This is a genomic window from Microbacterium candidum, from assembly GCF_030315975.1.
Taxonomy (GTDB): domain Bacteria; phylum Actinomycetota; class Actinomycetes; order Actinomycetales; family Microbacteriaceae; genus Microbacterium; species Microbacterium candidum.
Map to the genome: position 1 here is coordinate 215,766 of NZ_JASXSZ010000002.1, position 22,092 is coordinate 237,857.

Consider the following 22,092-nt stretch of genomic DNA (forward strand, 5'->3'; position numbering starts at 1 on the left):
GGCGGAGCCGGGGGTCTTCGGGTCGAGCGTCAGGATGCCTCGCGGCATCCATCACTCTCAGTTGTAGGTGCCGGGCGTGAAGTCGTCCGTCGAGAAGCTGTCGAAGTCGACGAAGCTCAGGTCGGCCTCGGAGTAGGCACCGTCGGACGCGAAGATGCGGTTGGGGTACCGCTCGCTCTTGGCCTCCTCCGTCGCCTCGACCGTGACGTTGCGGTACTTCGCAAGCCCGGTTCCGGCGGGGATCAGCTTTCCGATGATGACGTTCTCCTTGAGGCCCACGAGCGGGTCGCTCTTGCCCTCCATCGCGGCCTGCGTCAGGACGCGCGTCGTCTCCTGGAACGACGCGGCCGACAGCCACGACTCGGTCGCGAGCGACGCCTTCGTGATACCCATCAGCTCCGGACGACCCGACGCGGGGCGCTTGCCCTCGGCGACCGCCTGGCGGTTGTAGTCGATGAAACGACGCGAGTCGACGAGCTCACCCGGGAGGAGAGTCGTGTCGCCGTGGTCGACGACCGTGACCTTGCGCAGCATCTGGCGCACGATGACCTCGATGTGCTTGTCGTGGATCGGCACACCCTGCGAGCGGTAGACGCCCTGCACGCCGCCCACGAGGTACTTCTGGACCTCGCGAGCACCCTGCACGCGCATGATCTCCTTCGGGTCGAGCGTGCCGACCTGGAGGGGCTGACCGACCGAGACGTGCTGCCCGTCCTCGACGAGGAGGGTGGCACGACGCAGCACGGGGTAGACGTGCGGCTCGTCGCCGTTGTCCGGGGTCAGGATGACCTTGCGCGCCTTGTCGGTCTCCTCGATCGTGATGCGTCCGTCGGACTCGGCGATCGGGGAGGCGCCCTTCGGCGTGCGGGCCTCGAACAGCTCCTGGACGCGCGGCAGACCCTGCGTGATGTCCTCGGCCGAGGCCGAACCACCGGTGTGGAAGGTGCGCATCGTCAGCTGCGTGCCGGGCTCACCGATCGACTGGGCCGCGATGATGCCGACCGCCTCGCCGATGTCCACGGTCTTGCCGGTCGCGAGCGACCGGCCGTAGCACTGCGCGCAGACGCCGACGGCGGACTCGCACGTGAGGACCGAGCGGACCTTGATCGACTCGACGCCCGCCTCGACGAGCTTGTCGATCAGGACGTCGCCGACATCCTGGCCGGCGTCGGCGAGCACGTTGCCCGCCGCATCCACGACCTCGGCGGCCAGGGTGCGTGCGAACACCGAGTTCTCGACGTTCGCGTCCTTGACGAGCGTGCCGTCAAGACCCGGAGCGGCGATCGTGAACTCGAGGCCCTTCGTGGTGCCGCAGTCGTCCTCGCGGATGATGACATCCTGCGAGACGTCGACCAGACGACGCGTGAGGTAGCCCGAGTCGGCCGTACGGAGGGCCGTGTCGGCCAGACCCTTACGGGCACCGTGCGTCGCGATGAAGTACTCCGCCACCGACAGGCCCTCGCGGTACGAGGAGATGATCGGACGGGGGATGATCTCACCCTTGGGGTTGTTCACCAGGCCTCGCATACCCGCGATGTTGCGGATCTGCAGCCAGTTACCACGGGCGCCGGAGGACACCATGCGGTTGATGGTGTTGTCGGCCGGGAAGTTGGCGCGCATCGCCTTCTGGACCTCGTCGGTCGCCTCGGTCCAGATCTTGATGAGCTCCTGGCGACGCTCGGCGTCGGTCGTGAGACCCTTCTCGTACTGAGACTGGACCTTCGCGGCCTGCTTCTCGTAGCCCGCGACGATCTCGCCCTTGTTCGGCGGCGTGAGGATGTCGCTGAGCGCAACGGTCACACCCGAACGGGTCGCCCAGTGGAAGCCGGCGTCCTTGATGCGGTCGAGGGATGCCGCGACCTCCACCTTCGGGTACTCCTCGGCGAGCTTGTTGACGATCTGCGACAGCTTGCCCTTGTCGGCCTGCTCGCGGACGAACGGGTAGCCCTTGGGGAGCGTGTCGTTGAAGATCGCCTGGCCGAGCGAGGCGTCCACGAGACCGTGGCGCTCATAGCCCTCGGGGGCGTCGCCCTCGAGGAACGTGAGACCCGGGATGCGGATGCGGACCTTGGCCTGCAGGTCGAGGGTGCCCTCGTCCTTCGCCAGGATCGCCTCGCCGACCGAGCCGAACACGCGACCCTCACCGGCTGCGCCCTCCTTGACCGTGGTCAGGTGGTGCAGACCGATGATCATGTCCTGCGAGGGCAGGGTCACCGGGCGGCCGTCCGACGGCTTCAGGATGTTGTTCGACGCCAGCATCAGGATGCGGGCCTCGGCCTGGGCCTCGACCGACAGCGGCAGGTGGACGGCCATCTGGTCGCCGTCGAAGTCCGCGTTGAAGGCGGCGCAGACGAGCGGGTGCAGCTGGATCGCCTTGCCCTCGACGAGCTGCGGCTCGAAGGCCTGGATGCCGAGGCGGTGCAGCGTGGGCGCACGGTTCAGCAGAACCGGACGCTCGCGGATGATCTCCTCGAGCACGTCCCAGACCTCGGGACGCATGCGCTCGACGGCGCGCTTGGCGGCCTTGATGTTCTGCGAGTGACCGAGGTCGATCAGGCGCTTGATCACGAACGGCTTGAACAGCTCGATCGCCATGGTCTTCGGCAGACCGCACTGGTGGAGCTTCAGCTGCGGGCCGACGATGATGACCGAACGGCCCGAGTAGTCGACGCGCTTGCCGAGCAGGTTCTGACGGAAGCGGCCCTGCTTGCCCTTGAGCATGTCAGACAGCGACTTCAGCGCGCGGTTGCCGGTGCCCGTGACGGGGCGACCGCGGCGGCCGTTGTCGAACAGGGCGTCGACGGCCTCCTGCAGCATCCGCTTCTCGTTGTTGACGATGATCTCGGGGGCACCGAGGTCGATCAGGCGACGGAGACGGTTGTTGCGGTTGATGACGCGGCGGTACAGGTCATTCAGGTCGGAGGTCGCGAAGCGGCCGCCGTCGAGCTGGACCATCGGACGAAGCTCCGGCGGGATCACCGGGACGACGTCGAGCACCATCGAGGCCGGGCTCATGCCGGTCGAGAGGAAGGAGTTGACGACCTTGAGGCGCTTGATCGCACGGATCTTGCGCTGGCCCTTGCCCTCCGAGATCTGCAGGTGCAGGTTCTCGGCCTCGCCGGCCAGGTCGAACGCCTCCAGGCGACGCTTGATCGCCTCGGCGCCCATGTGGGCCTCGAAGTACTGGCCGAAGCGGTCCTGCAGCTCGTGGAACACGTCGTCCTCGGGCTTGAGGGCGCCGACCTCGAGGTTGCGGAAGTCCTCCCACACGCGCTCGAGCTTGGCGATCTGCTCGTCCGCGTTCTTGCGGATGCCGGCCATCTCCTTCTCGGCGGCGTCCTTGACCTTCTTCTTCTGGTCGGCCTTGGCGCCTTCCGCCTCGAGGGCGGCGAGCTCCTCCTCCAGCTTCGCCAGACGCGTCGCGATGCGCGCGTCACGGCGGTCGGCGAGGTTCTTCATCTCGAGACGGAGGTTGTTCTCGTGCGTCGGGAGGTCGCGGTGGCGCGCCTCGTCGTCGACCGAGATGACCATGTACGCGGCGAAGTAGATGACCTTCTCGAGGTCCTTGGGCGCCATGTCGAGCAGGTACCCGAGGCGCGAGGGCACGCCCTTGAAGTACCAGATGTGCGTCACGGGCGCGGCGAGCTCGATGTGGCCCATGCGCTCACGGCGGACGGAGGACTTGGTGACCTCCACGCCGCAGCGCTCGCAGACGATGCCCTTGAAGCGGACGCGCTTGTACTTGCCGCAGGCGCACTCCCAGTCGCGGGACGGTCCGAAGATCTGCTCTCCGAAGAGGCCGTCCTTCTCGGGCTTCAGCGTGCGGTAGTTGATGGTCTCGGGCTTCTTGACCTCGCCGTAGGACCAGCGACGGATGTCGTCGGCGGTGGCCAGGCCGATGCGAAGCTCATCGAAAGTAGTTGACTCGAGCACTAGTTCTCAGTTCTCCTGTGTCGGAATTCTGTCGTTGCCTGGTCGGATCAGATCTCGTCGATGGACGAGGACTCGAAACGGCTGGAGATGTTGATGCCGAGCTCTTCCGCAGCACGGAAGGCGTCGTCGTCGGTGTCGCGGAGGTTCACCGGGGTGCCGTCGGCCGAGAGGACCTCGACGTTCAGGCACAGCGACTGCATCTCCTTCATGAGCACCTTGAACGACTCCGGGATGCCGGGCTCCTGGATGTTCTCGCCCTTGACGATGGCCTCGTAGACCTTCACGCGGCCGAGGATGTCGTCGGACTTGATCGTGAGGAGCTCCTGCAGCGCGTACGCGGCGCCGTAGGCCTCGAGGGCCCACACCTCCATCTCACCGAAGCGCTGACCGCCGAACTGCGCCTTACCACCGAGCGGCTGCTGGGTGATCATCGAGTACGGACCGGTCGATCGGGCGTGGATCTTGTCGTCCACGAGGTGGTGCAGCTTCAGGATGTACATGTAGCCGACCGAGATGGGCGCCGGGAACGGCTCGCCGGAGCGGCCGTCGAACAGCAGCGTCTTGCCGGTGCGGTCGATCAGGCGCTCGCCGTCGCGCGTGGGGAGCGTCGAGTCGAGCAGACCGGCGATCTCCTCCTCGTGCGCGCCGTCGAACACCGGGGTGGCGACCTTGGTGTTCGGCGCGGCCTCGCGGGCGCTCTCCGGAAGGAGCTTCGCCCACTCCGGGCTGCCGTCGACCTTCCAGCCCTGCTTCGCGACCCACCCGAGGTGGGTCTCGAGCACCTGGCCGAAGTTCATTCGACCCGGGATGCCGAGCGGGTTCAGGACGACGTCGACCGGCGTGCCGTCGGCGAGGAACGGCATGTCCTCGACCGGCAGGATCTTCGCGATGACGCCCTTGTTGCCGTGACGGCCGGCGAGCTTGTCACCCTCGGTGATCTTGCGCTTCTGGGCGATGTAGACCACGACGCGGCGGTTGACGCCCGAGCCGAGCTCGTCGTCGCCCTCCTCGGCGTTGAACTCCTTGACCGCGATGATCGTGCCCTGCTCGCCGTGCGGCACCTTCAGGGACGTGTCGCGGACCTCGCGGCTCTTCTCGTTGAAGATCGCGCGGAGCAGACGCTCTTCCGCCGACAGCTCGGTCTCGCCCTTCGGCGTGACCTTGCCGACGAGGATGTCGCCGGGACGCACCTCGGCGCCGATGCGGACGATGCCGCGCTCGTCGAGGTCCTTCAGGAGCTCCGGGCTGACGTTGGGGAGGTCACGGGTGATCTCCTCCTTGCCGAGCTTCGTGTCGCGCGCATCCACCTCGTACTCCTCGATGTGGATCGACGAGAGCACGTCGTCCTTCACGAGGTTCTGGCTGAGGATGATGGCGTCCTCGAAGTTGTGGCCCTCCCACGTCATGAACGCGACGAGGAGGTTCTTGCCGAGCGCGAGCTCGCCGTTCTCCGTCGCCGGGCCGTCGGCGATGACCTCGCCGGCCTCGATGCGGTCGCCCGCCGAGACGATGACGCGCTGGTTGTAGCTCGTGCCCTGGTTGGAGCGGTCGAACTTGCGCAGGAAGTAGTCCTGCGTGCCACCCTCGTCGAGCTGGACGGTCACGACGTCGGCCGAGACCTCCACGACGACGCCCGACTTCTGCGCGGTGACGACGTCACCGGCGTCGATGGCCGCGAAGCCCTCCATACCGGTGCCGACGACCGGCGACTCGGAACGGAGGAGCGGAACGGCCTGGCGCTGCATGTTCGCACCCATGAGGGCGCGGTTGGCGTCGTCGTGCTCGAGGAACGGGATGAGCGAGGTCGCGACCGACACCATCTGGCGCGGCGAGACGTCCATGTAGCCGATCTCCTCCGTGTGGAAGAGGTCGACCTCGCCGCCGTTGCCACGACGGGCGAGCACGCGGTCGTTGACGAACTTGCCGCTCTTGTCGAGCTCGGCACCGGCCTGGGCGACGATGTAGTCGTTCTCCTCGGACGCGGTGAGGTAGTCGATGTTGTCGGTGACGTGACCGTCGACGACACGGCGGTACGGCGTCTCGATGAAGCCGAACGCGTTGATGCGCGCGAACGACGCGAGCGAGCCGATCAGACCGATGTTCGGGCCTTCCGGCGTCTCGATCGGGCACATGCGGCCGTAGTGCGACGGGTGGACGTCGCGCACCTCGACGCCGGCACGCTCACGCGACAGACCGCCGGGGCCCAGCGCCGACAGGCGGCGCTTGTGGGTCAGACCCGCGAGCGGGTTGTTCTGGTCCATGAACTGCGACAGCTGCGACGTTCCGAAGAACTCCTTGATCGCGGCGACGACGGGGCGCACGTTGATCAGGGTCTGCGGCGTGATCGCCTCGATGTCCTGCGTGGTCATGCGCTCGCGCACGACGCGCTCCATGCGCGACAGGCCCGTGCGGACCTGGTTCTGGATGAGCTCGCCGACCGCGCGGATGCGGCGGTTGCCGAAGTTGTCGATGTCGTCGACGTCGAGACGGATCTCGGCGGGCTTGCCGCTGCGGACGCCGTCGTACGAGACGTCGCCGCGGTGAAGGCGCACGAGGTACTTGATCGTCGCGACGATGTCCTCGACCGTGAGCACCGAGTCGGTGAGCGGCTTGTCGAGGCCGAGCTTCTGGTTGATCTTGTACCGGCCGACCTTGGCGAGGTCGTAGCGCTTCGGGTTGAAGTAGAAGTTGTCGAGGAGCGCACGCGCGGCCTCGGCGGCGACCTGCTCGCCCGGACGGAGCTTGCGGTAGATGTCGCGGAGCGCGTCCTCCTTGGTGAGGATCGTGTCCTTCGCGAGGGTCTCCTCGATCGACTCGAAGCCGTCGAACTCGGCGCGGATGTCCTCGGTGGTGAGGCCCAGGGCCTTGAGGAAGACGGTCACCGACTGCTTGCGCTTGCGGTCGATGCGGACACCGACCTGGTCGCGCTTGTCGATCTCGAACTCGAGCCAGGCGCCGCGGCTCGGGATGACGCGCGCGGAGATGATGTCCTTGTCGCTCGTCTTGTCGGCGACGCGGTCGAAGTAGACGCCGGGCGAGCGCACGAGCTGGGACACGACGACACGCTCGGTGCCGTTGATGATGAAGGTGCCCTTCTCGGTCTGCAGCGGGAAGTCGCCCATGAACACGGTCTGGGTCTTGATCTCACCCGTCTGGTGGTTCATGAACTCGGCCTCGACGTACAGCGGGGCGGCGTAGGTCTTGCCGCGCTCCTTGCACTCGTCGATCGAGTACTTCTCCGGCTCGAGGTAGGGGTTGGTGAAGCTCAGCTGCATCGTCTCGCTGAGGTCTTCGATCGGGGAGATCTCCTCGAAGATCTCCTCGAGGCCGCTCTTCTCCGGGACGTCCGTGCGGCCGGCGGCCTTCGCCTCGGCGACGCGGGCCTTCCACACGTCGTTGCCGACGAGCCAGTCGAACGACTCGGTCTGCAGCGCGAGCAGGTCCGGGACCGTGAGTGTGTCGGAGATCTTGGCGAACGAGAGGCGGGATGCTCCGCGGCCGTTCTTGGGGGTGGGGGTGGATGCGGTGGGCGCAGCAGCCAAGGGGATAACCTCCATGGGCCCCGGGGGGCTCGAGTTCCTTGTCGTGGGTGGACTGCTCGTTCATCCCCGTGGCCCGCGCGTCACACCTCGCCGTGAAGCGAGGGAGCGCAGGCACCAGCCGACCACCATTTGAGGGCAGGGGGAATCCAAGAGCGCAAAGACCTAATATACGCCCGATGACGCGCCGTGTCCAGTCGGATCCTTGACGAGTTTCGGAAGCGGGGGCATAATGCCCCGGTTCAGCCGACCGCGTCGCGGGCGAGCGCGACCGCCTCCTCGCGCGTGCGCACCCCGAGCTTCGCGAAGATCGCGTTGATGTGCGTCTTCACGGTCGAGACGCCGATGTACAGGCGCTCGGCGATCTCGCGGTTGCCGAGCCCGTCCGCCGCGAGCGCCAGCACCTCCGCTTCGCGCGCGGTGAGCTCCGGGTACCGGCGGGTCACGGCATCCGTCGTCGTCGGGTGCGCCTCGGGAGGCGGGGCGGCGAGCGCCCCCATCACGAGTTCGCGGGCCTCGGCGCCGAGGATGGACTGGCCGCGTGCGACCGCCCGCACGGCCGCGGCGAGCTCGGCGCGGCCGGCGTCCTTCGTGAGATACCCCTTCGCGCCGGCGCGGAGCGCGGCGAGGATCGAGTCGTCGTCGGCGTACGTCGTCAGCACGAGCACCGCCGCATCCGGGACGTCGGCCCGCAGCTGCGCCGTCGCCGCGACGCCGTCGAGGACGGGCATGCGCAGATCCATCAGGACGACGTCCGGATGCTCCTGCACGGCGAGCGCGACGGCTTCGCGGCCGTCCGCCGCCTCGCCGACGATCACCACGTCCGGCAAGAGCCCGAGAACCGTGACGAGCCCGTCGCGGATGATCGCCTGATCGTCGGCGACGAGCACGCGGATGGTCCCGTCGGTCATGCGTCCGACCTCCCCTGGATCGGCGGCTGCGGCTGCGGCGCCGGGGCTCGTGGCCCGGTCCGGGCTTCCGCGGTCAGGGTGAACACGCCGTCCGCTTCGGCCGTCGTCACGGAGCCGCCGAGCGCGAGCGCGGCGAACCTCTCCCCCATGCCGACGAGGCCGTATCCACCGCCCTGCGTCGCCGCCCTGCCCTGCGTCGCTGCCGCGCTCGCCGGCGCGCCGGTCACCGGGTTCTCGACGGAGAGGGCGACCGCGTCGGCGGACCAGACGAGCCCAACCGTCACGGGCGCGCCGGGCGCATGGCGGCGCGCGTTGCTCAGCGCCTCCTGCAGTGCGCGCTGGAGTGCGACGGCGACGTCGGCCGGCACAGCCGACGACTCTCCGCTGGTCGTGAAGTCGACCTCCCCGCCGAGCGAGCGATGCGCCGCGACGAGATCGTCGAGGCTCGCGCGCAGCTCGCCCGGAATGACGTCGGGCTCGTCGTGAACCCCGCTCGGCGCTCGCAGCGCTGCGACGGCCCTTCGGGCTTCGCCGAGGCCCGATCCCGCCAGCTCCCGCGCGGAGACGACGCGGGCATGCGCGGACGTCGCATCCCCCGCCTCCAGGAGCGCGTCGGCGGCGTCCAGCTGGATGACGAGCCCGCCCAGGGTGTGCGCGAGGACGTCGTGCAGGTCGCGGGCGATCGCGATGCGCGCCGCTTCCTCCCGGACGGCGATCTCGCGTTCGGCGAGCAGTGCCTCGCGCTGCTGCGCGCGGCGGATCTGGCGCCGGCTGAACCCCGCGAGGAAGCCCAGCACGACTGCGGCGAGGAGGGCGATGAGGGACAGCACGGGGACGGGATGCGTGACGGCACCCACCGCGACGAGTCCGAGCGCGACGAGCGCAGAGCCCGCGCTCACCGGGAGCGGGACCGACTCGTCCGACACGAGGAGCGAGATGCACACCGCGGCGGGCACGACGGCAGTCCCCTCGGTCCCGGCCGCAGCGATCGCCCCGGCGGCCGCGCCGAAGAACGTCAGGACGAGGGCGACCCGTCGCCATCCCGCCATCGCCGCCAGGGTGCGCAGGACCCACGCGACGGTCGCCGCGATCCCGAGCCACACCGCCCACGCCGGACGGTCGGGCTGCGCGAGGATGCCCCACGCCACGAACGCGGCGCCCACGAGAGTGAGCGCCGCGCCGAGAGGTGTTGGCCGGGGGTTCACGCAACCATCATGCATCCGCGTGCCGCACGACTCGCGGCATCCCCTGGGCTCCGGCCGATGCGCGCAGGCGGTCGACCCGGACGCCGATGACGCCGGCGCGGGCGATGCGGTTCGCGGCGAGGAGCAGGATGATGACGCCGGTCGTCGTCACGGCGTGCGCCCCGAGGCCGTTCGCGAGGACGTCGATGCCGATGCGGACGGCGATGACGACGAGCCAGAGTGCGAGTCCCCACCATCCCGTGCGGCTCTCGAACTGCGCGACGCCGGCGGCATCGTCGGTGCGGCGGAAGTGCGCGATCGCACCCATCCAGGCGCCGACGCCGAGCGAGATGACGACCTCGACGGCGAGGACGGCCGCGTCGAGGCCCGTGAACGCCGAGCCCTGGCGGATGAGGAGGTAGAGGCCCACCGCGGCCATGACGACGGGCATGCGCCACAGGGTCGCCGCGGAGGCGATGCGCCATGTCATCTGGCGGTAGCAGACGAAGGCGAGGATGACGACGGCGAGGAGCACGTTGCCGATGATCTGAAGGTCCATGGCTCGAGCTTCGCTCCCGCGCCGGGAGGAGCGCGTCCTCCCCGGGTGGAGATGCGGGTGGAGATCGTGCGGGCTCCGGGTGGAGGCCTCCCGGTGGAGAGCGTGGGATGAAGAAAGCGCCCGCCGGATCCCCAGAATCCGACGGGCGCCTTCGGTGTCCGGCTCGCCCCAGCGCCGGACGTCACACGGGGGCGCTCAGAGGCCCCACTCCACGCGCACCGTGCCGGGTGCGCCCGGGACGATGCTCACGGGGAGCTCTGCGCCGGGCTGGATCCGGCCCATCTCCACCGGCGACACCTGCTCGATGCGCGTGACCGGCATCGGCACGCCGCCCGGCATCCGTACGTGCAGGTCGAGTTCGACGAGAAGGTCCATGCCGAGCGCCATCGGCAGCGGCCGGGCGGCGACGACGCCGGCCGTCGTGCGGAGGCGCTGAGCATCCTGTGCCGATGTGGTCGCGACCGGGGCCGCGGCAGCCATCAGACGGCCCGCGTCCGCCATGGATGCCTGTGCCGCCGCCATGGTGGCCCCGACATCCATCCGGCTGCGCATCCCGTCCGCCTGCGTCGTGAGGTTCGCAAGGTCGCCGAAGAAGCCCACGTCACACCCCCGCGTAGATCTCGTTGAAGCGGCGGCCGACACCGCGATCGACGCGGATGCGCTCGCCCCAGCCGGCCTGCGCGGCCGCCCAGGAGGCGCCGTCCACCCCGAAGCCCGCCGCGACGATCTCGAGCTTCGACTCGTCGTACCCATACGCCGCGATGCCCTTGACGATGCGCGCGTAGCGGTCGAGGTCGACCCCCGCGATCGGCTCGAGCGCGCCCGGCGCGGGTTCTGCGGTCATCGGCGGCTGCACCGCCATCTGCTGCTGATACGTCGCCGCCTGCGCCTGGAGCCGGCCGGCCTGGTCGATGAGGCCGGGAGCGGCCTGCACCATCGTGCGCATGTCCTTGAGATCGGAGAAGAGTCCCATTGTCGTGCCTTTCTGTCGGTGTTCGTGCGTTCGTTTCGAGGGAGGGCGGTGGATGCCGCGGCCCCTGTCCGCGGCACCCACCCGGTGGTTCAGCGGCGCTGCCGGCGGAGTCGTGCGGCCGCCGCGAGGAGCATGCCGAAGGCTGTCGCGGCCATGCCGGCGAGGAAGACGCCCGAGAGGTCGGGGGCGCCGGTCTGGGCGAGCGCCTCGGCACGAGCCGTCGTGGTGGGCGTCGGCGTCACCGCGGGCTGCGGGTCGCCGGCCGGCTCCCGGTCGCCCGACGGCTCCGGGTCCGGGTTCACCGACGGCGTCGGGTCCGGAGTCGGCTCGGGGTCGCCCGGCTGACCGCCGCCCTCACCGCCCGGCTGGCAGGCGTGCGGGTCGAGCGGGTCTTCTTCGCACGCGGGTGCGACCACGTGGATCGTCACCGTCGCGCCCGCCTTCAGCGTGCCGTCCGAGATCGTGTAGTCGAACGTGTCCGTTCCCGAGAAGCCGAAGACGGGCGTGTAGTGGAACGTGCCGTCGGACGCCCACGTGAGCGTGCCGTGCGCGGGCTTTCCGGCGTCGGTCACCGTGATCGGGTCGCCGTCGGGATCGGAATCGTTCGCGAGCAGCTCGCCCGCCTTCGAGTCGTACGCGGCGTTCCAGACGGTGTGCACGACGTCATCGATCGCGACGGGCGACTGCTCGACCTTGCCGGGCTGCCTGACGAAGATGTGCTCCGTGGCCGTGCCCGTGAGCTGCCCGTCGCTGATCGTGAAGGCGAACTCGTCGTCCCCCACGAACCCGGAATCGGGGACGTAGGCGAACCGGCCGTCGGGACCCCAGGAGACGACCTTGCCGTGCGAGGGCGCGCCGACCGCGGAGACCGTGATGGGGTCGCCGTCGGGATCTTCGGCGTAGGTGAGGAGGCCGGGCGTGCCCATGAGGATCGTGGTGTCCTTGTCCACGACCGACGTGAGGTCGGACGGGACGGGGGCGTGGTTCAGCTGCGGCCCTCCCGGAGGCAGCGAAGGCCCCGACGGCGGGACGATCCCGTCGCTCATGTCGAACCCCGCCTCGCCGACGGCGCATCCGCCCGCCGTGCAGACCTGGTAGCGGAACCACTGGTGGTTGTAGGCATCGATGCCCGGCGTGAGCAGGAACGAGCCGTCCATCTGGAGCTTCACGGCGCCCGCGAAGTCGGGCGAGGTGCCGACGACGGTCATCGACGTCACGGCCTGACCCTTGAGATCGTCATTCGCGAGCACGCCCGGAGCACCGATGTACAGGGGCGTGTGCCACGCATAGACGTAACTGTCGTCCTTCGGCAGCGGCGGCAGCACGACCGGCGCACCGGCCGGCTCGACGTCGATCGTGACGGTCGCCCAGTTGCTGATCGCGCCGAAGTCGTCCTTGTCGTAGTACTGGAAGCTCACCGTGCCGGTGAAGCCTGCGGGTGCCGTGTACGACATCGCCCCGTAGGCGGTGACCCAGTCCACGTTCCCCACCGCCGGCTGCGTGTTGAGACTCTCCTGGAAGGAGTCTCCGTCAGGGTCGTAGTCGTTGCCGAGGATGCCGGGAGCCGCAACGACGAGCGTCGTCCCGGACTGCATCTCGAAGTGATCGTCACCGGCGACCGGCTCATGGTTCGGGCCCGCGTTCTGCACGACCGGCCCCGCGAAGAGCCGGAGGGACGGTGCGGGAGGGCTGGCAGCAGCCGGCGGGTCGGCGGGCTTCTCTCCCGGCGCCGACGTGTCGGCGGCGGGAGAGGCGGCGGCGCCTGCGGCCTCCGCGGGCGCCGCGGGATCGGCCGGGGCGTCCTCCGCCGCAGCGGGTGCGTCCTCCGCGATCGGGGTCGCGGCGTCCGTCGGAGCCGGTGTCGCGATCGCCGCATCCGTCGGCTGCTCGGCCGCGAGGGCGGCGCCGACCGGGCCGCCGAGCGCGACGAGCGCGACGACGGCGGCGACCGCGAGCACGCGGTGCGCGGTGCGGGATGCGCGGGAGGTGAAGCTCTGCGGGTGTCGCATGTCCTTCGCTTTCTGTGGAGGAATCGCGCGGCCGATCGGCCGACTCCCCGAGGTTCCCGCGATCGAGGTACGCCCCGGATGGGCACCGCATGCTCAACCTGCACAGCACGTGTGCTCACCGCATCCACCGATTACTCACTCGACGGGATTAATTGCTCAGGGGGTGCGTCCCGGGAGGTCAGCCAATACAGTGGGCGCACGGCGCAGAAGCTGGGGAGCCCCGCGCCGGGGAACGAGGAACGTGGAGTTCGAGGGATCCGATCCGCCCGCTTCCGTCGACGGCCCGTGGCCGCTCGTGGGGCGCGACGTCGTCCTCGAACGCGCTCTCGTCGCGTTGCGCGGCGCGACCCGCACGATCGCCCTGTACGGGCCGTCCGGCGTCGGCAAGAGCCGTGTCGCCTTCGAGCTGGCCGCCGCCCTCGAGGAGGAGGGCTGGCTGTCGGTCACCATCGCGGGGAACCCTGCACTGTCGGCCGTGCCCCTGGCGACGCTCGCGCCCGTGCTCGCCCGGGATACCAGTGCGCCCATCGCCTCCGCGACGGACGCGGTCGCCCTGTTCGCCGCGGCCAGCACGGTCCTGACCGACATCGGCGGAGGCCGCCGCATCCTTCTCGTCCTCGAGGACGCCGCAGCCGCGGACCCCGTCTCTGTCGCCCTGATCGCCCAGCTCACCGACGCGGGACACCTGCGCGTGCTCGCGACGGTCGCGGAGGGCGAGCCGCTCCCGGACGGCATGCTCGGCATCGCGGCGGCGCCCGATGCCGTGCGCATCGACCTGTCCGCCCTCGACGTCGACCAGACGGCCGAGCTCCTCGGGCTCGTGCTGGGCGCGCCGATCGCGCACCGGGCGGCCGTGGAGCTGCACCGGGCGTCGTCGGGCAATCCCCTCTTCCTGCGCGAGCTCGTGATCGGGGCGCAGGATGCGGGCACCCTCGTCCGCGCGGTCGACCATTGGCACCTGACCGGCGACCCCGTCGGCTCCCCCGCCCTGCGCGACCTCATCCGCGCCAGGCTCCGCTCGCTCACCCCCGAGGAGCGCGACGCGGTCGAGCGGCTCGCCCTCTGCCAGCCGCTCGCGCTCGACGAGTTCGCGCGGCCGGGGGCGCCTGAAGCGCTCGCCGACCTCGAGCAGCGCGGGCTCATCCGCGTGCACGAGGCGGGCGGGCGCATCCGGGTGCTCCTCACCCACCCGCAGTACGCGGCCGCCGTCCGGGAGACGATCCCGCGCATCCGCCAGGTCGCGCTCCTGGGCGAACAGGCCGACCTGATCGCCACGCGTGCGCCTTCACCCGCCGACGAGCTGCGGATCGCGCTGTGGCGGCTGGATGCGGGGCGCCGCTCCGACCCCGGGCTCCTGCTGCGCACGGCGCACCTGGCACGACAGGCGCACGACCACCGCGGCGCCGAACGCCTCGTCGCGGCCGCCATCGCGTCGGGCGCGGACGACGCGGGGTCGCACCTGCTGCACGCCCAGCTCCTGTGGGCCCTGATGCGTTCGGAGGATGCCCTGTCGGCCCTCGACCGCGCCCAGGCGCTCGCCGAGACGACCGCCGACGCGGGCGACGCACTGACGGCCATCACCACGCAGCGCGCGGAGATCGTCGGGTCGGACGAGGTGGGAAGCGCGCGCGGCATCCGCCTGATCGACGAGCTCGAGGGACGCTACCCCGAGCAGCGCGCGAAGCTCCTGCTCGGCAAGGCATCGCTGCTCGTGAACCTGGAGCACCCGCGGGACGCCCTCGCACTCGTGGATGCGGCCGCCCCCGCCTTCGGCGACACGCCCCTCGAGCGGGCGGTGCTCGCGCTCGCCAGGTCCGCCCCCCTCAACGAGATGCAGCGGACCGACGAATCGACGGCGGGGGTCGAGGACGCCGTCGCCTACGCCCGCCAGGAGGGGTCGTTCATCCCCCGCCGGCGGGCGCTCATCGCCCTGGCGAACGGCTGCATCGCGGCGGATCGGCTCGCCGACGCGCGCACTGCCACCGTCGAGTCGCTGCACACGGCGATCGGCGACGACGATCAGTGGGCGGCACGCGTCGACGAGTTCATGATGGGGCGGATCTTCGAGCGGATGGGACGCCTCGACACCGCGGCCCGCTGGTTCCGCGACACCGTCAGCGGTGCGGAGCTGCACGGTCCGATCTCGCTGCGGGCGCCCTCCCTCGCCTTCCTGTCGATCATCTCCGCGCATCAGGGCGACCTCGAGTCAGCGCGGGCTGCGCGCGTCGCCATCGGCCCGGGCGACGACGAGGAGAAGCGCACGGTCCCCGCCGTGGCGGACGCGTGGATCGCACGGCTCGAGGGGGACGTTCCCCGGGCCGCCGCTCTCCTCGTCGCACTCGCCGAGGAGCTCGTCCCGAGGGGCGGCTACACCGGGGCCGCTGCCATCCTGCAGCACCTGGCGCGGCTCGGCCCCGCCGCGCAGGCCGCGGACGCGGCCGACCGGCTCGACGCCCTTCCGGTCCAGACGCCTGCCATCCGGCGGCGCGTGGCGCACGCGCGCGCCGAGGCGGACGGCGACGCGGCGGCCCTGCGTACGGCGGGCGCCGAGTGGGAGCGCATCGGCGCCCTCCTCTATGCGGCCGAGGCGTATGCGTCCGCGGGTCGCGCCGCGCGCGCCGCCGGCCACGGACGCGAATCGTCGGCGGATCTGCAGCGGTCCGCATCGCTCGCCGCCGCGTGCGAGGGCGCGCGCACACCGCTGTTGAGCTTCGCGGATGCGAGCGAGCCCCTCACGCCGCGTGAGCGCGAGGTCGCGTCCCTCGCCGCGCAGGGGCTCAGTTCCAACGAGATCGCTCAGCGGCTGTTCCTGTCACCGCGGACGGTCAACAACCACCTGCAGTCGACGTACACGAAGCTCGGCATCCGCGGACGGCACGAACTCGCCGTCTGATGCGCGCGCTCAGACCCGGACGATATCGGCGCGGGTCGTCTCGAGGCGCTGCCCGACCGCGATGACCGCCTCGTTCGAGACGCCGAGGTCGGCGAGCGCCGTCATAAGCGTCCCGACGATGCGGTCGAACGCCGCATCGGTGATCTCGAGGTCGCTGTGCGCCTGGGCGAGCGCTCTTCCGCCGAACAGCTGCGGACCGCCGAAGGCGGCCGCGAGGAACGCCCTCTGATGGGCCTTCAGCCGATCCACGTCGATGTCGGCGAACCAGTGCGCGAGCTCGTCATCGGTCGTGACCCGGCCGTACATCACCGACACGGCCGTGCGCAGGCCGTCGGCCCCGCCGAGCTCGTCGTAGATCTCGTTCATGGCGCCCCTTCTCGAGCCTGATCCTAGGATCGCGGGGGCACCTCCCGCGAGGGATGAGCAATCGTTGCTCACCTTCTGATCCTCCCCAGGCATCAGACGGTGAGCGCGGTGCTGGATCAGCGGGCGTGCCGGAACCGGATGCGGGTCCCCGGACGTGCCTGCGCGAGCAGATCGAGCGCGGCATCGGCGACGACTGCGATGACGGGGTAGCCGCCCGTCACCGGTCCGTCGGCGAGCAGAATCGTCGGCCGGCCGCTCGGGGGCACCTGCAGTGCGCCCGGCACCATCCCCTCGCTCGCGAGCTCGTCTCGGCGGGTGCGGACCAATTCCGGACCGTCGAGACGGATGCCGACCCGGTCGGCCTGCGCGCTCACGGTCCACACCGCGTCGAACAGCGTGGCGAGCGCGTCGCTCGTGAACCACGACGCCCGCGGACCCGGGGCGAGGGAGATCTCCAGCTCGTCGGGCGGCGCGCCCCACGGCGCGAGATCGGTGACCGGGATCGGCACCTCCTGGCCGTGTCCGATGTCGAGGGCGTCTCCGGCCGCAAGGCGCGCCGGGCCGATCCCCGCGAGCGTATCGGTGCTGCGCGAGCCGACCGCCGCGTGCGCGCCGACGCCGCCGCGGACGGCCAGATAGGCTCGCGCACCGTGCGCGAACCAGTCGGCGTGCAGCTGCGCGCCCCCGGGCAGGACGTGGGCGACATCCTGGTCGACCTCGCGCCCGTCGAGGGTCAGCGGTCCGATCGCGCCGGTGACGGCGAACCACACGTCTGCGGTCGCGACCGCACGGAATCCGCCCATCGCGATCTCGATGCCCGCGGCATCCTCGGCGTTCCCGACGAGGCGGTTCGCGGTGCGGAGCGCGGCGCGGTCCAGGGCGCCGGACCGCGCGATGCCGAGCGCCGCGCGCCCCGGACGCCCGAGATCCTGAACCGTCGCGAGCAGCCCCGGCTCGAGGATGCGGAGAGTCGCAGAGCGGCTGCCGGCCTCGTGCTCGTGGTCGCTGAGCTCCGGCTCCTGGTCGCCGGGGTTGTGCTCCCGGTCGCCGAGGTTCTGCTCCCGGTCGCCGAGCTTGTCGAGGCGTCGTAGCTGTGCGGCGGGGGACGACCCCTCGACAAGCTCGGGGACCGGATCGGGCTCGGGGGCCTGGACGGGCTCGGAGACCGAGGTGGGCTCGGGGACCGGGGCAGCGTCGACCGCTCGGAAGCGCACGCGCGTCCCGGGCGGGAGGAGGACGGAGGATGCGGCGTCCGCCGCGTCGGGGTCGAACAGCGTTGCAGCGGTGCGACCGATGAGGCGCCATCCGCCGGGTGTCTCCCGCGGATAGGCGCCGGAGAAGCCCGCGGCGAGACCGATCGCGCCGGCGGGGACGCGGGCGCGCGGCGATGCCAGCCGCGGCACGTCGTAGGGCCATTCGTGGCTGACGAGGTATCCGAATCCCGGCGCGAAGCCGGTGAACGCCACCTGCCACTCCACACCGGCGTGGGCGTCCACGAGCGCGGCCGGCGTGATGCCGAGGAGCGCGGCGGTCTCGTCGAGGTCCGCCCCGTCGTAGACGACGTCGAGGGCGACGGCATCCGCATCCTCGCGATCTCGTTCTTCGCCACCGGTGAGGCCGCCACCGTCCGAGCCTGCGGCCGCCCGCTCGATCCAGCTGCGCGCGGTCGCGAGCTGCAGGTGCGCAGGGTCGACGCGCACGAGCACGGTCCGCGCGGCGGGAACGAGCTCGACGACTCCGGACGGAGCGGACGCCGCGAGCGCGGCGTGCAGTCCGAGCACGTCGTCGAGCGAGCCGACCTCCGCCAGGAGCGCGGCATCGCCCATCGGCAGGACGACGACGTTCACCAGGGCGCCTCGACGGGGATGCCCGCGGAGTCGAGCGCCGAGCGCACCGCGCGGGCCATCGCGACGGCGGCCGGAGAGTCGCCGTGGACGCACAGGGATGCGGCATCCACCCGCACGACGGTGCCGTCGGCCGCCTCGACAGTGCCGTCCGCGACCAGCCGCAGTGCGCGGTCGGCGGCGGCCTGCGGGTCGTGCAGCAGATCGCGCGGCTCGCCGCGCGGGACGAGTGTGCCGTCGGCGCGGTATCCGCGGTCGAGGAACGCCTCGCGGAGGAAGGTCAGGTCGTGGTCGGCGGCCGCAGCCTCGATGGCTGCGCCGAGTCCGAGGATCGGGATCGGCCTGCCGAGATCGGATCCGAGCGCCGCGACGGCCGCCGCGACCGCGCGCGCGACAGAGGGGTCGCCGCCGGCCGCGTGGTACAGCGCGCCGTGCGGCTTGACGTAGCGGATGTCGGCGCCGGCATCCCGCAGCGCCGTCAGCTGCTGCGCGATCTGGCGCTGAAGCGTCCCGGCATCGACATCCATCGCCCGCCGGCCGAAATTCTGACGATCGACATAGGACGGATGCGCGCCGATCGCGACGCCTGTCCGCGCGGCGCGCGACGCCGCTTCGGCCATGGATGCGGCATCCCCCGCGTGCCCGCCGCAGGCGATGCTGGCGCTCGAGATGACCGCGAACATGGCGTCGTCGTCCGCGGTCGGCACCCCGTCGACGGTCTCGCCGAGGTCGGCGTTGAGATCGATCGCGCGCATGATCCCACGGTACGCGGCCGCGGTCCGGACGCGCCCGATCTGCACGATTCAGGACATGCGCTGAGCGGACGACATATCCGACTCGGCTGGCCATATCTCCTGCATCGCGCCGACGCGGCGCGGGTACCGTTGAGGCATGGGCCGACGCGACGCACCCGAGCCCCCGCACGTCCGGCTGTCGAGCGGCGCGATCGCGCGCATCGTGCCGGCGCCGTACACGAGCGGGTTCGAGCTCGAGGTCGACGGCACGCCGCAGTCCCACGTGGATCCGGAGGACCCGACCTACCTCAGCTTCGAGTACATCGCCCGGATGGGTGCGGTGATCGACCGGCTCCGGATGCCCGGTCAGCCGCTGACCGCGGTGCACTTGGGTGCAGGGGCGATGACGATCCCCCGGTATGTCGAGGCGACGCGGCCCGGCTCCCGTCAGCAGGTGGTCGAGATCGAGCCCGCCCTCGTCGAGCTCGTGCGCGCGCACCTGCCGCTGCCGCGCGGGGCGTCGATCCGCGTCCGCATCGGCGATGCGCGCGAGGTCCTCGGCAAGCTGCCGCCCGCGATGACCGGGAACGTCGACCTCCTCGTGAGCGACGTGTACTCCGGTGCGCAGACCCCTGCGCACCTCACGAGCGTCGAGTTCTATCGGGCGGCGGCGCGGATGCTGGCCCCCGACGGCGTCCTCCTCGTCAACGTCGCCGACGGCGCCGGCCTCGCCTTCGCCCGCGGCCAGGTCGCGACCGTCCGGGCGGTGCTCCCCTACGCGGTGGTGCTCGCCGAGGTGCAGGTGCTGAAAGGTCGGCGATTCGGGAATCTCGTGATCGCGGCATCCCCGGCCCCCGTCCCCACCCACTGGCTGCCGCGGCTGCTCGCCGCGGGCCCGCACCCCGCGAAGGTCGCCGAGGGCGCGGAGCTCGACGAGTTCGAGCGGGGCGCCGTGCCGGTGACGGATGCGTCCGCCATCGCCTCCCCGAAGCCCAAGGAGTCGCTCTTCGAGCGGTGAAGCCCGCCGGTCGCAAGGATCGGTGGGCTCTAGGTCACCGAGCTTGTGGAGGCGTGGCCACTTCCGAGGATGGCGGGGACGATCCCTCGACGGGCTCGGGGACCGCGAAACTCGAGAGATCTGCTCACCGCGTTTCGTCCCGGTCGCTGGCGCCCCTCGCGGTGCGACCGGGACTGGCGACAGCGGGCGACAGCGCGACGACAGCGCCGCGAAAGCGCGACCTTGCACCCTGGGTGCATGACCACTCACACCACCGACTGGGCCCTCGAGGCCGACGGGCTCGTGAAGGTGTTCGGCGACAATCGGGCGGTCGACGGCGTCGACCTGCGCGTGAAAGCGGGCACCGTCTACGGCGTGCTCGGCCCCAACGGCGCAGGTAAGACCACCACCATCAACATGCTCGCGACGCTGCTGCGTCCGGACGGCGGCAGCGGCCGCGTCTTCGGCCATGACGTCGTCCGCCAGCCCAACGTCGTCCGCCAGCTCATCGGCGTCACGGGCCAGTTCGCGTCCGTCGACGAGACCCTCTCCGCCACCGAGAACCTCATGATCTTCGGGCGCCTGCTCGGGCTCTCCCGTGCCGACGCCCGTCGGAAGGCGCACGAACTCCTCGAGCGATTCTCGCTCACGGAGGCCGCCAAGCGTCCGCTGAAGAACTTCTCCGGCGGGATGCGGCGGCGCCTCGACCTCGCGGCATCCCTCATCGCGCAGCCTCCGCTCATCTTCCTCGACGAGCCGACGACGGGTCTCGACCCGCGCACGCGCGGCGAGATGTGGGACACGATCCGCGAGCTCGTCGCGACCGGGTCGACCGTGCTCCTGACCACGCAGTACCTCGACGAGGCCGACCAGCTGGCCGGCCGCATCGCGGTCATCGACCGCGGCCGCGTGGTCGCCGAGGGCACTCCCGATGAGCTGAAGGGCTCCATCGGAACCTCGAGCCTGCAGCTGCGCGTGAAGGATGCCGCGGACATCGACGACACGATGCGGGCGATCGAGCAGGTGCTCGGCGTCCACGGCACGCTGTCGCCCGAGGCATCCCGCATCACCGCGCCCATGGCCGACCCCGATCGCGTCACCGACCTGCTCGTGACGCTGCGCGAGGCCGGCATCGCCCTCGACGAGATGAGCGTGCAGAAGCCGACGCTCGACGAGGTGTTCCTCACCATCACCGGCCACGACGCCGCAGACCAGACCGACCCCTCGACGGGCTCGGGGACCGGGACGGGCTCGGGGACCGGGACGGGCTCGGGGACCGGGACGGGCTCGGGGACCGGAACCCAGCAGAAGGAGGAGGTGCCGGCATGACATCCCTCACCGCACCCCGCATCATCCCGCCCGCCGAGCGGAGGCTCAAGAACCGCACCGGCATCGGCCAGACCGTGCGCAACACGCTCACGATGGCCGGACGCAACATCATCAAGATCCGCCGCACGCCCGAGCAGCTCGTGGACGTCACGGTCCAGCCGATCCTGTTCACGCTGATGTTCACGTACATCTTCGGCGGAGCGATCTCAGGCGACGTCCAGTCGTACTTGCCGGTCATCATCCCGGGCATCCTCGTTCAGACGGTCATCACGACCTCGGTCGTGACGGGCACGCAGCTGCGCGAGGACATGGACAAGGGCGTCTTCGACCGCTTCCGATCCCTGCCGATCGCGCGCATCGCGCCGCTGTCGGGAGCCCTGCTGGCCGACACCGTGCGCTACGGCATCGCGACCACGCTGACCTTCACGATGGGCTGGATCATGGGCTACCGCCCCGGCGCAGGCCTTCCCGGCGTGATCGCCGGCGGCATCCTCGTCATCGTGTGCGCCTGGTCGATGAGCTGGATCTTCGCGTTCTTCGGAGTGGTCGCCCGGTCGGCATCGAGCGTGCAGGGGATCTCGATGCTGATCCTCTTCCCGCTGACGTTCCTCTCGAACGCGTTCGTCCCGACGAGCACGATGCCCCCGTGGCTCGCCTGGTTCGCGAACGTCAACCCGGTCTCGCACCTCGTCACCGCCGTGCGCGACCTCGCGGACAGCGGGACGGTGGGCTTCGACCTCTGGTATTCGCTCCTCGGCTCACTCGTCATCGTCGCGGTGTTCGCGCCCCTCGCCGTGCGCGCCTACATGCGGAAGGCCTGA

At 70.8% G+C, this 22,092-nt stretch carries 15 protein-coding genes; 4 read left to right on the top strand and 11 right to left on the bottom strand.

The features are described 5' to 3' along the window. Nucleotides 1–57 precede the first annotated feature (57 nt). The 8 genes from rpoC to QSV35_RS07460 form a co-directional block, all read right to left on the bottom strand. The gene (gene rpoC, locus QSV35_RS07425) at nt 58–3,933 is read right to left on the bottom strand and encodes a DNA-directed RNA polymerase subunit beta' (RefSeq protein WP_286288022.1); all 3,876 of its coding nucleotides are present in this window, start codon (nt 3,931–3,933) and stop codon (nt 58–60) included. Between the two features lie 47 nt (nt 3,934–3,980). After that, nucleotides 3,981–7,475 carry a DNA-directed RNA polymerase subunit beta gene (gene rpoB / locus QSV35_RS07430; protein WP_286288023.1) on the bottom strand — a complete coding sequence of 1,165 codons (3,495 nt, stop codon included), beginning with the start codon at nt 7,473–7,475 and terminating at the stop codon, nt 3,981–3,983. A 239-nt stretch (nt 7,476–7,714) separates the two neighbouring features. After that, on the bottom strand, nt 7,715–8,383 hold the full coding sequence (locus QSV35_RS07435) for a response regulator (RefSeq protein ID WP_286288024.1): 669 nt from the start codon (nt 8,381–8,383) through the stop codon (nt 7,715–7,717). Further along, complete coding sequence (locus QSV35_RS07440; protein ID WP_286288025.1) at nt 8,380–9,588, bottom strand: sensor histidine kinase; 1,209 nt, start codon at nt 9,586–9,588, stop codon at nt 8,380–8,382. The genes QSV35_RS07435 and QSV35_RS07440 overlap by 4 nt, the downstream gene beginning before the upstream one ends. Before the next feature lie 7 nt (nt 9,589–9,595). Then, nucleotides 9,596–10,126, bottom strand: coding sequence for a hypothetical protein (locus tag QSV35_RS07445; protein ID WP_286288026.1), 531 nt, complete (start codon nt 10,124–10,126; stop codon nt 9,596–9,598). 195 nt (nt 10,127–10,321) lie between these two features. Beyond that, entirely contained in the window at nt 10,322–10,726 is a 405-nt protein-coding gene (locus tag QSV35_RS07450) for a hypothetical protein (protein ID WP_286288027.1), read from the bottom strand. 1 nt (nt 10,727) lies between these two features. Continuing rightward, nucleotides 10,728–11,099, bottom strand: coding sequence for a hypothetical protein (locus tag QSV35_RS07455; RefSeq protein ID WP_286288028.1), 372 nt, complete (start codon nt 11,097–11,099; stop codon nt 10,728–10,730). A gap of 89 nt (nt 11,100–11,188) precedes the next feature. Next, nucleotides 11,189–13,108: an Ig-like domain-containing protein gene (locus tag QSV35_RS07460; protein WP_286288029.1), complete on the bottom strand. Its 1,920-nt coding sequence runs from the start codon at nt 13,106–13,108 to the stop codon at nt 11,189–11,191. 241 nt (nt 13,109–13,349) lie between these two features. On the opposite strand from QSV35_RS07460, the gene QSV35_RS07465 reads away from it, so the two are divergent. Beyond that, on the top strand, nt 13,350–16,001 hold the full coding sequence (locus tag QSV35_RS07465) for a helix-turn-helix transcriptional regulator (protein WP_286288030.1): 2,652 nt from the start codon (nt 13,350–13,352) through the stop codon (nt 15,999–16,001). 9 nt (nt 16,002–16,010) lie between these two features. Here the strand turns inward: QSV35_RS07465 and QSV35_RS07470 are convergent, their stop codons facing one another. From QSV35_RS07470 to QSV35_RS07480, 3 genes are all read right to left on the bottom strand, one after another. Further along, nucleotides 16,011–16,367 carry a group I truncated hemoglobin gene (locus QSV35_RS07470; protein WP_286288031.1) on the bottom strand — a complete coding sequence of 119 codons (357 nt, stop codon included), beginning with the start codon at nt 16,365–16,367 and terminating at the stop codon, nt 16,011–16,013. A gap of 116 nt (nt 16,368–16,483) precedes the next feature. Continuing rightward, complete coding sequence (locus QSV35_RS07475) at nt 16,484–18,193, bottom strand: 5-oxoprolinase subunit B/C family protein (protein ID WP_474098964.1); 1,710 nt, start codon at nt 18,191–18,193, stop codon at nt 16,484–16,486. 17 nt (nt 18,194–18,210) lie between these two features. Beyond that, on the bottom strand, nt 18,211–18,966 hold the full coding sequence (locus tag QSV35_RS07480; protein WP_286288033.1) for a 5-oxoprolinase subunit PxpA: 756 nt from the start codon (nt 18,964–18,966) through the stop codon (nt 18,211–18,213). Nucleotides 18,967–19,102: 136 nt separating this feature from the next. On the opposite strand from QSV35_RS07480, the gene QSV35_RS07485 reads away from it, so the two are divergent. The 3 genes from QSV35_RS07485 (at nt 19,103) to QSV35_RS07495 (ending at nt 22,092) form a co-directional block, all read left to right on the top strand. Continuing rightward, nucleotides 19,103–19,963 (top strand): spermidine synthase, encoded by an 861-nt coding sequence (locus QSV35_RS07485; RefSeq protein WP_286288034.1) that lies wholly within the window; start codon nt 19,103–19,105, stop codon nt 19,961–19,963. Between the two features lie 237 nt (nt 19,964–20,200). Next, nucleotides 20,201–21,271, top strand: a complete 1,071-nt coding sequence (locus QSV35_RS07490) for an ATP-binding cassette domain-containing protein (protein ID WP_286288035.1) — start codon at nt 20,201–20,203, stop codon at nt 21,269–21,271. Next, on the top strand, nt 21,268–22,092 hold the full coding sequence (locus tag QSV35_RS07495; protein ID WP_286288036.1) for an ABC transporter permease: 825 nt from the start codon (nt 21,268–21,270) through the stop codon (nt 22,090–22,092). Before QSV35_RS07490 ends, QSV35_RS07495 begins: the two co-directional genes overlap by 4 nt.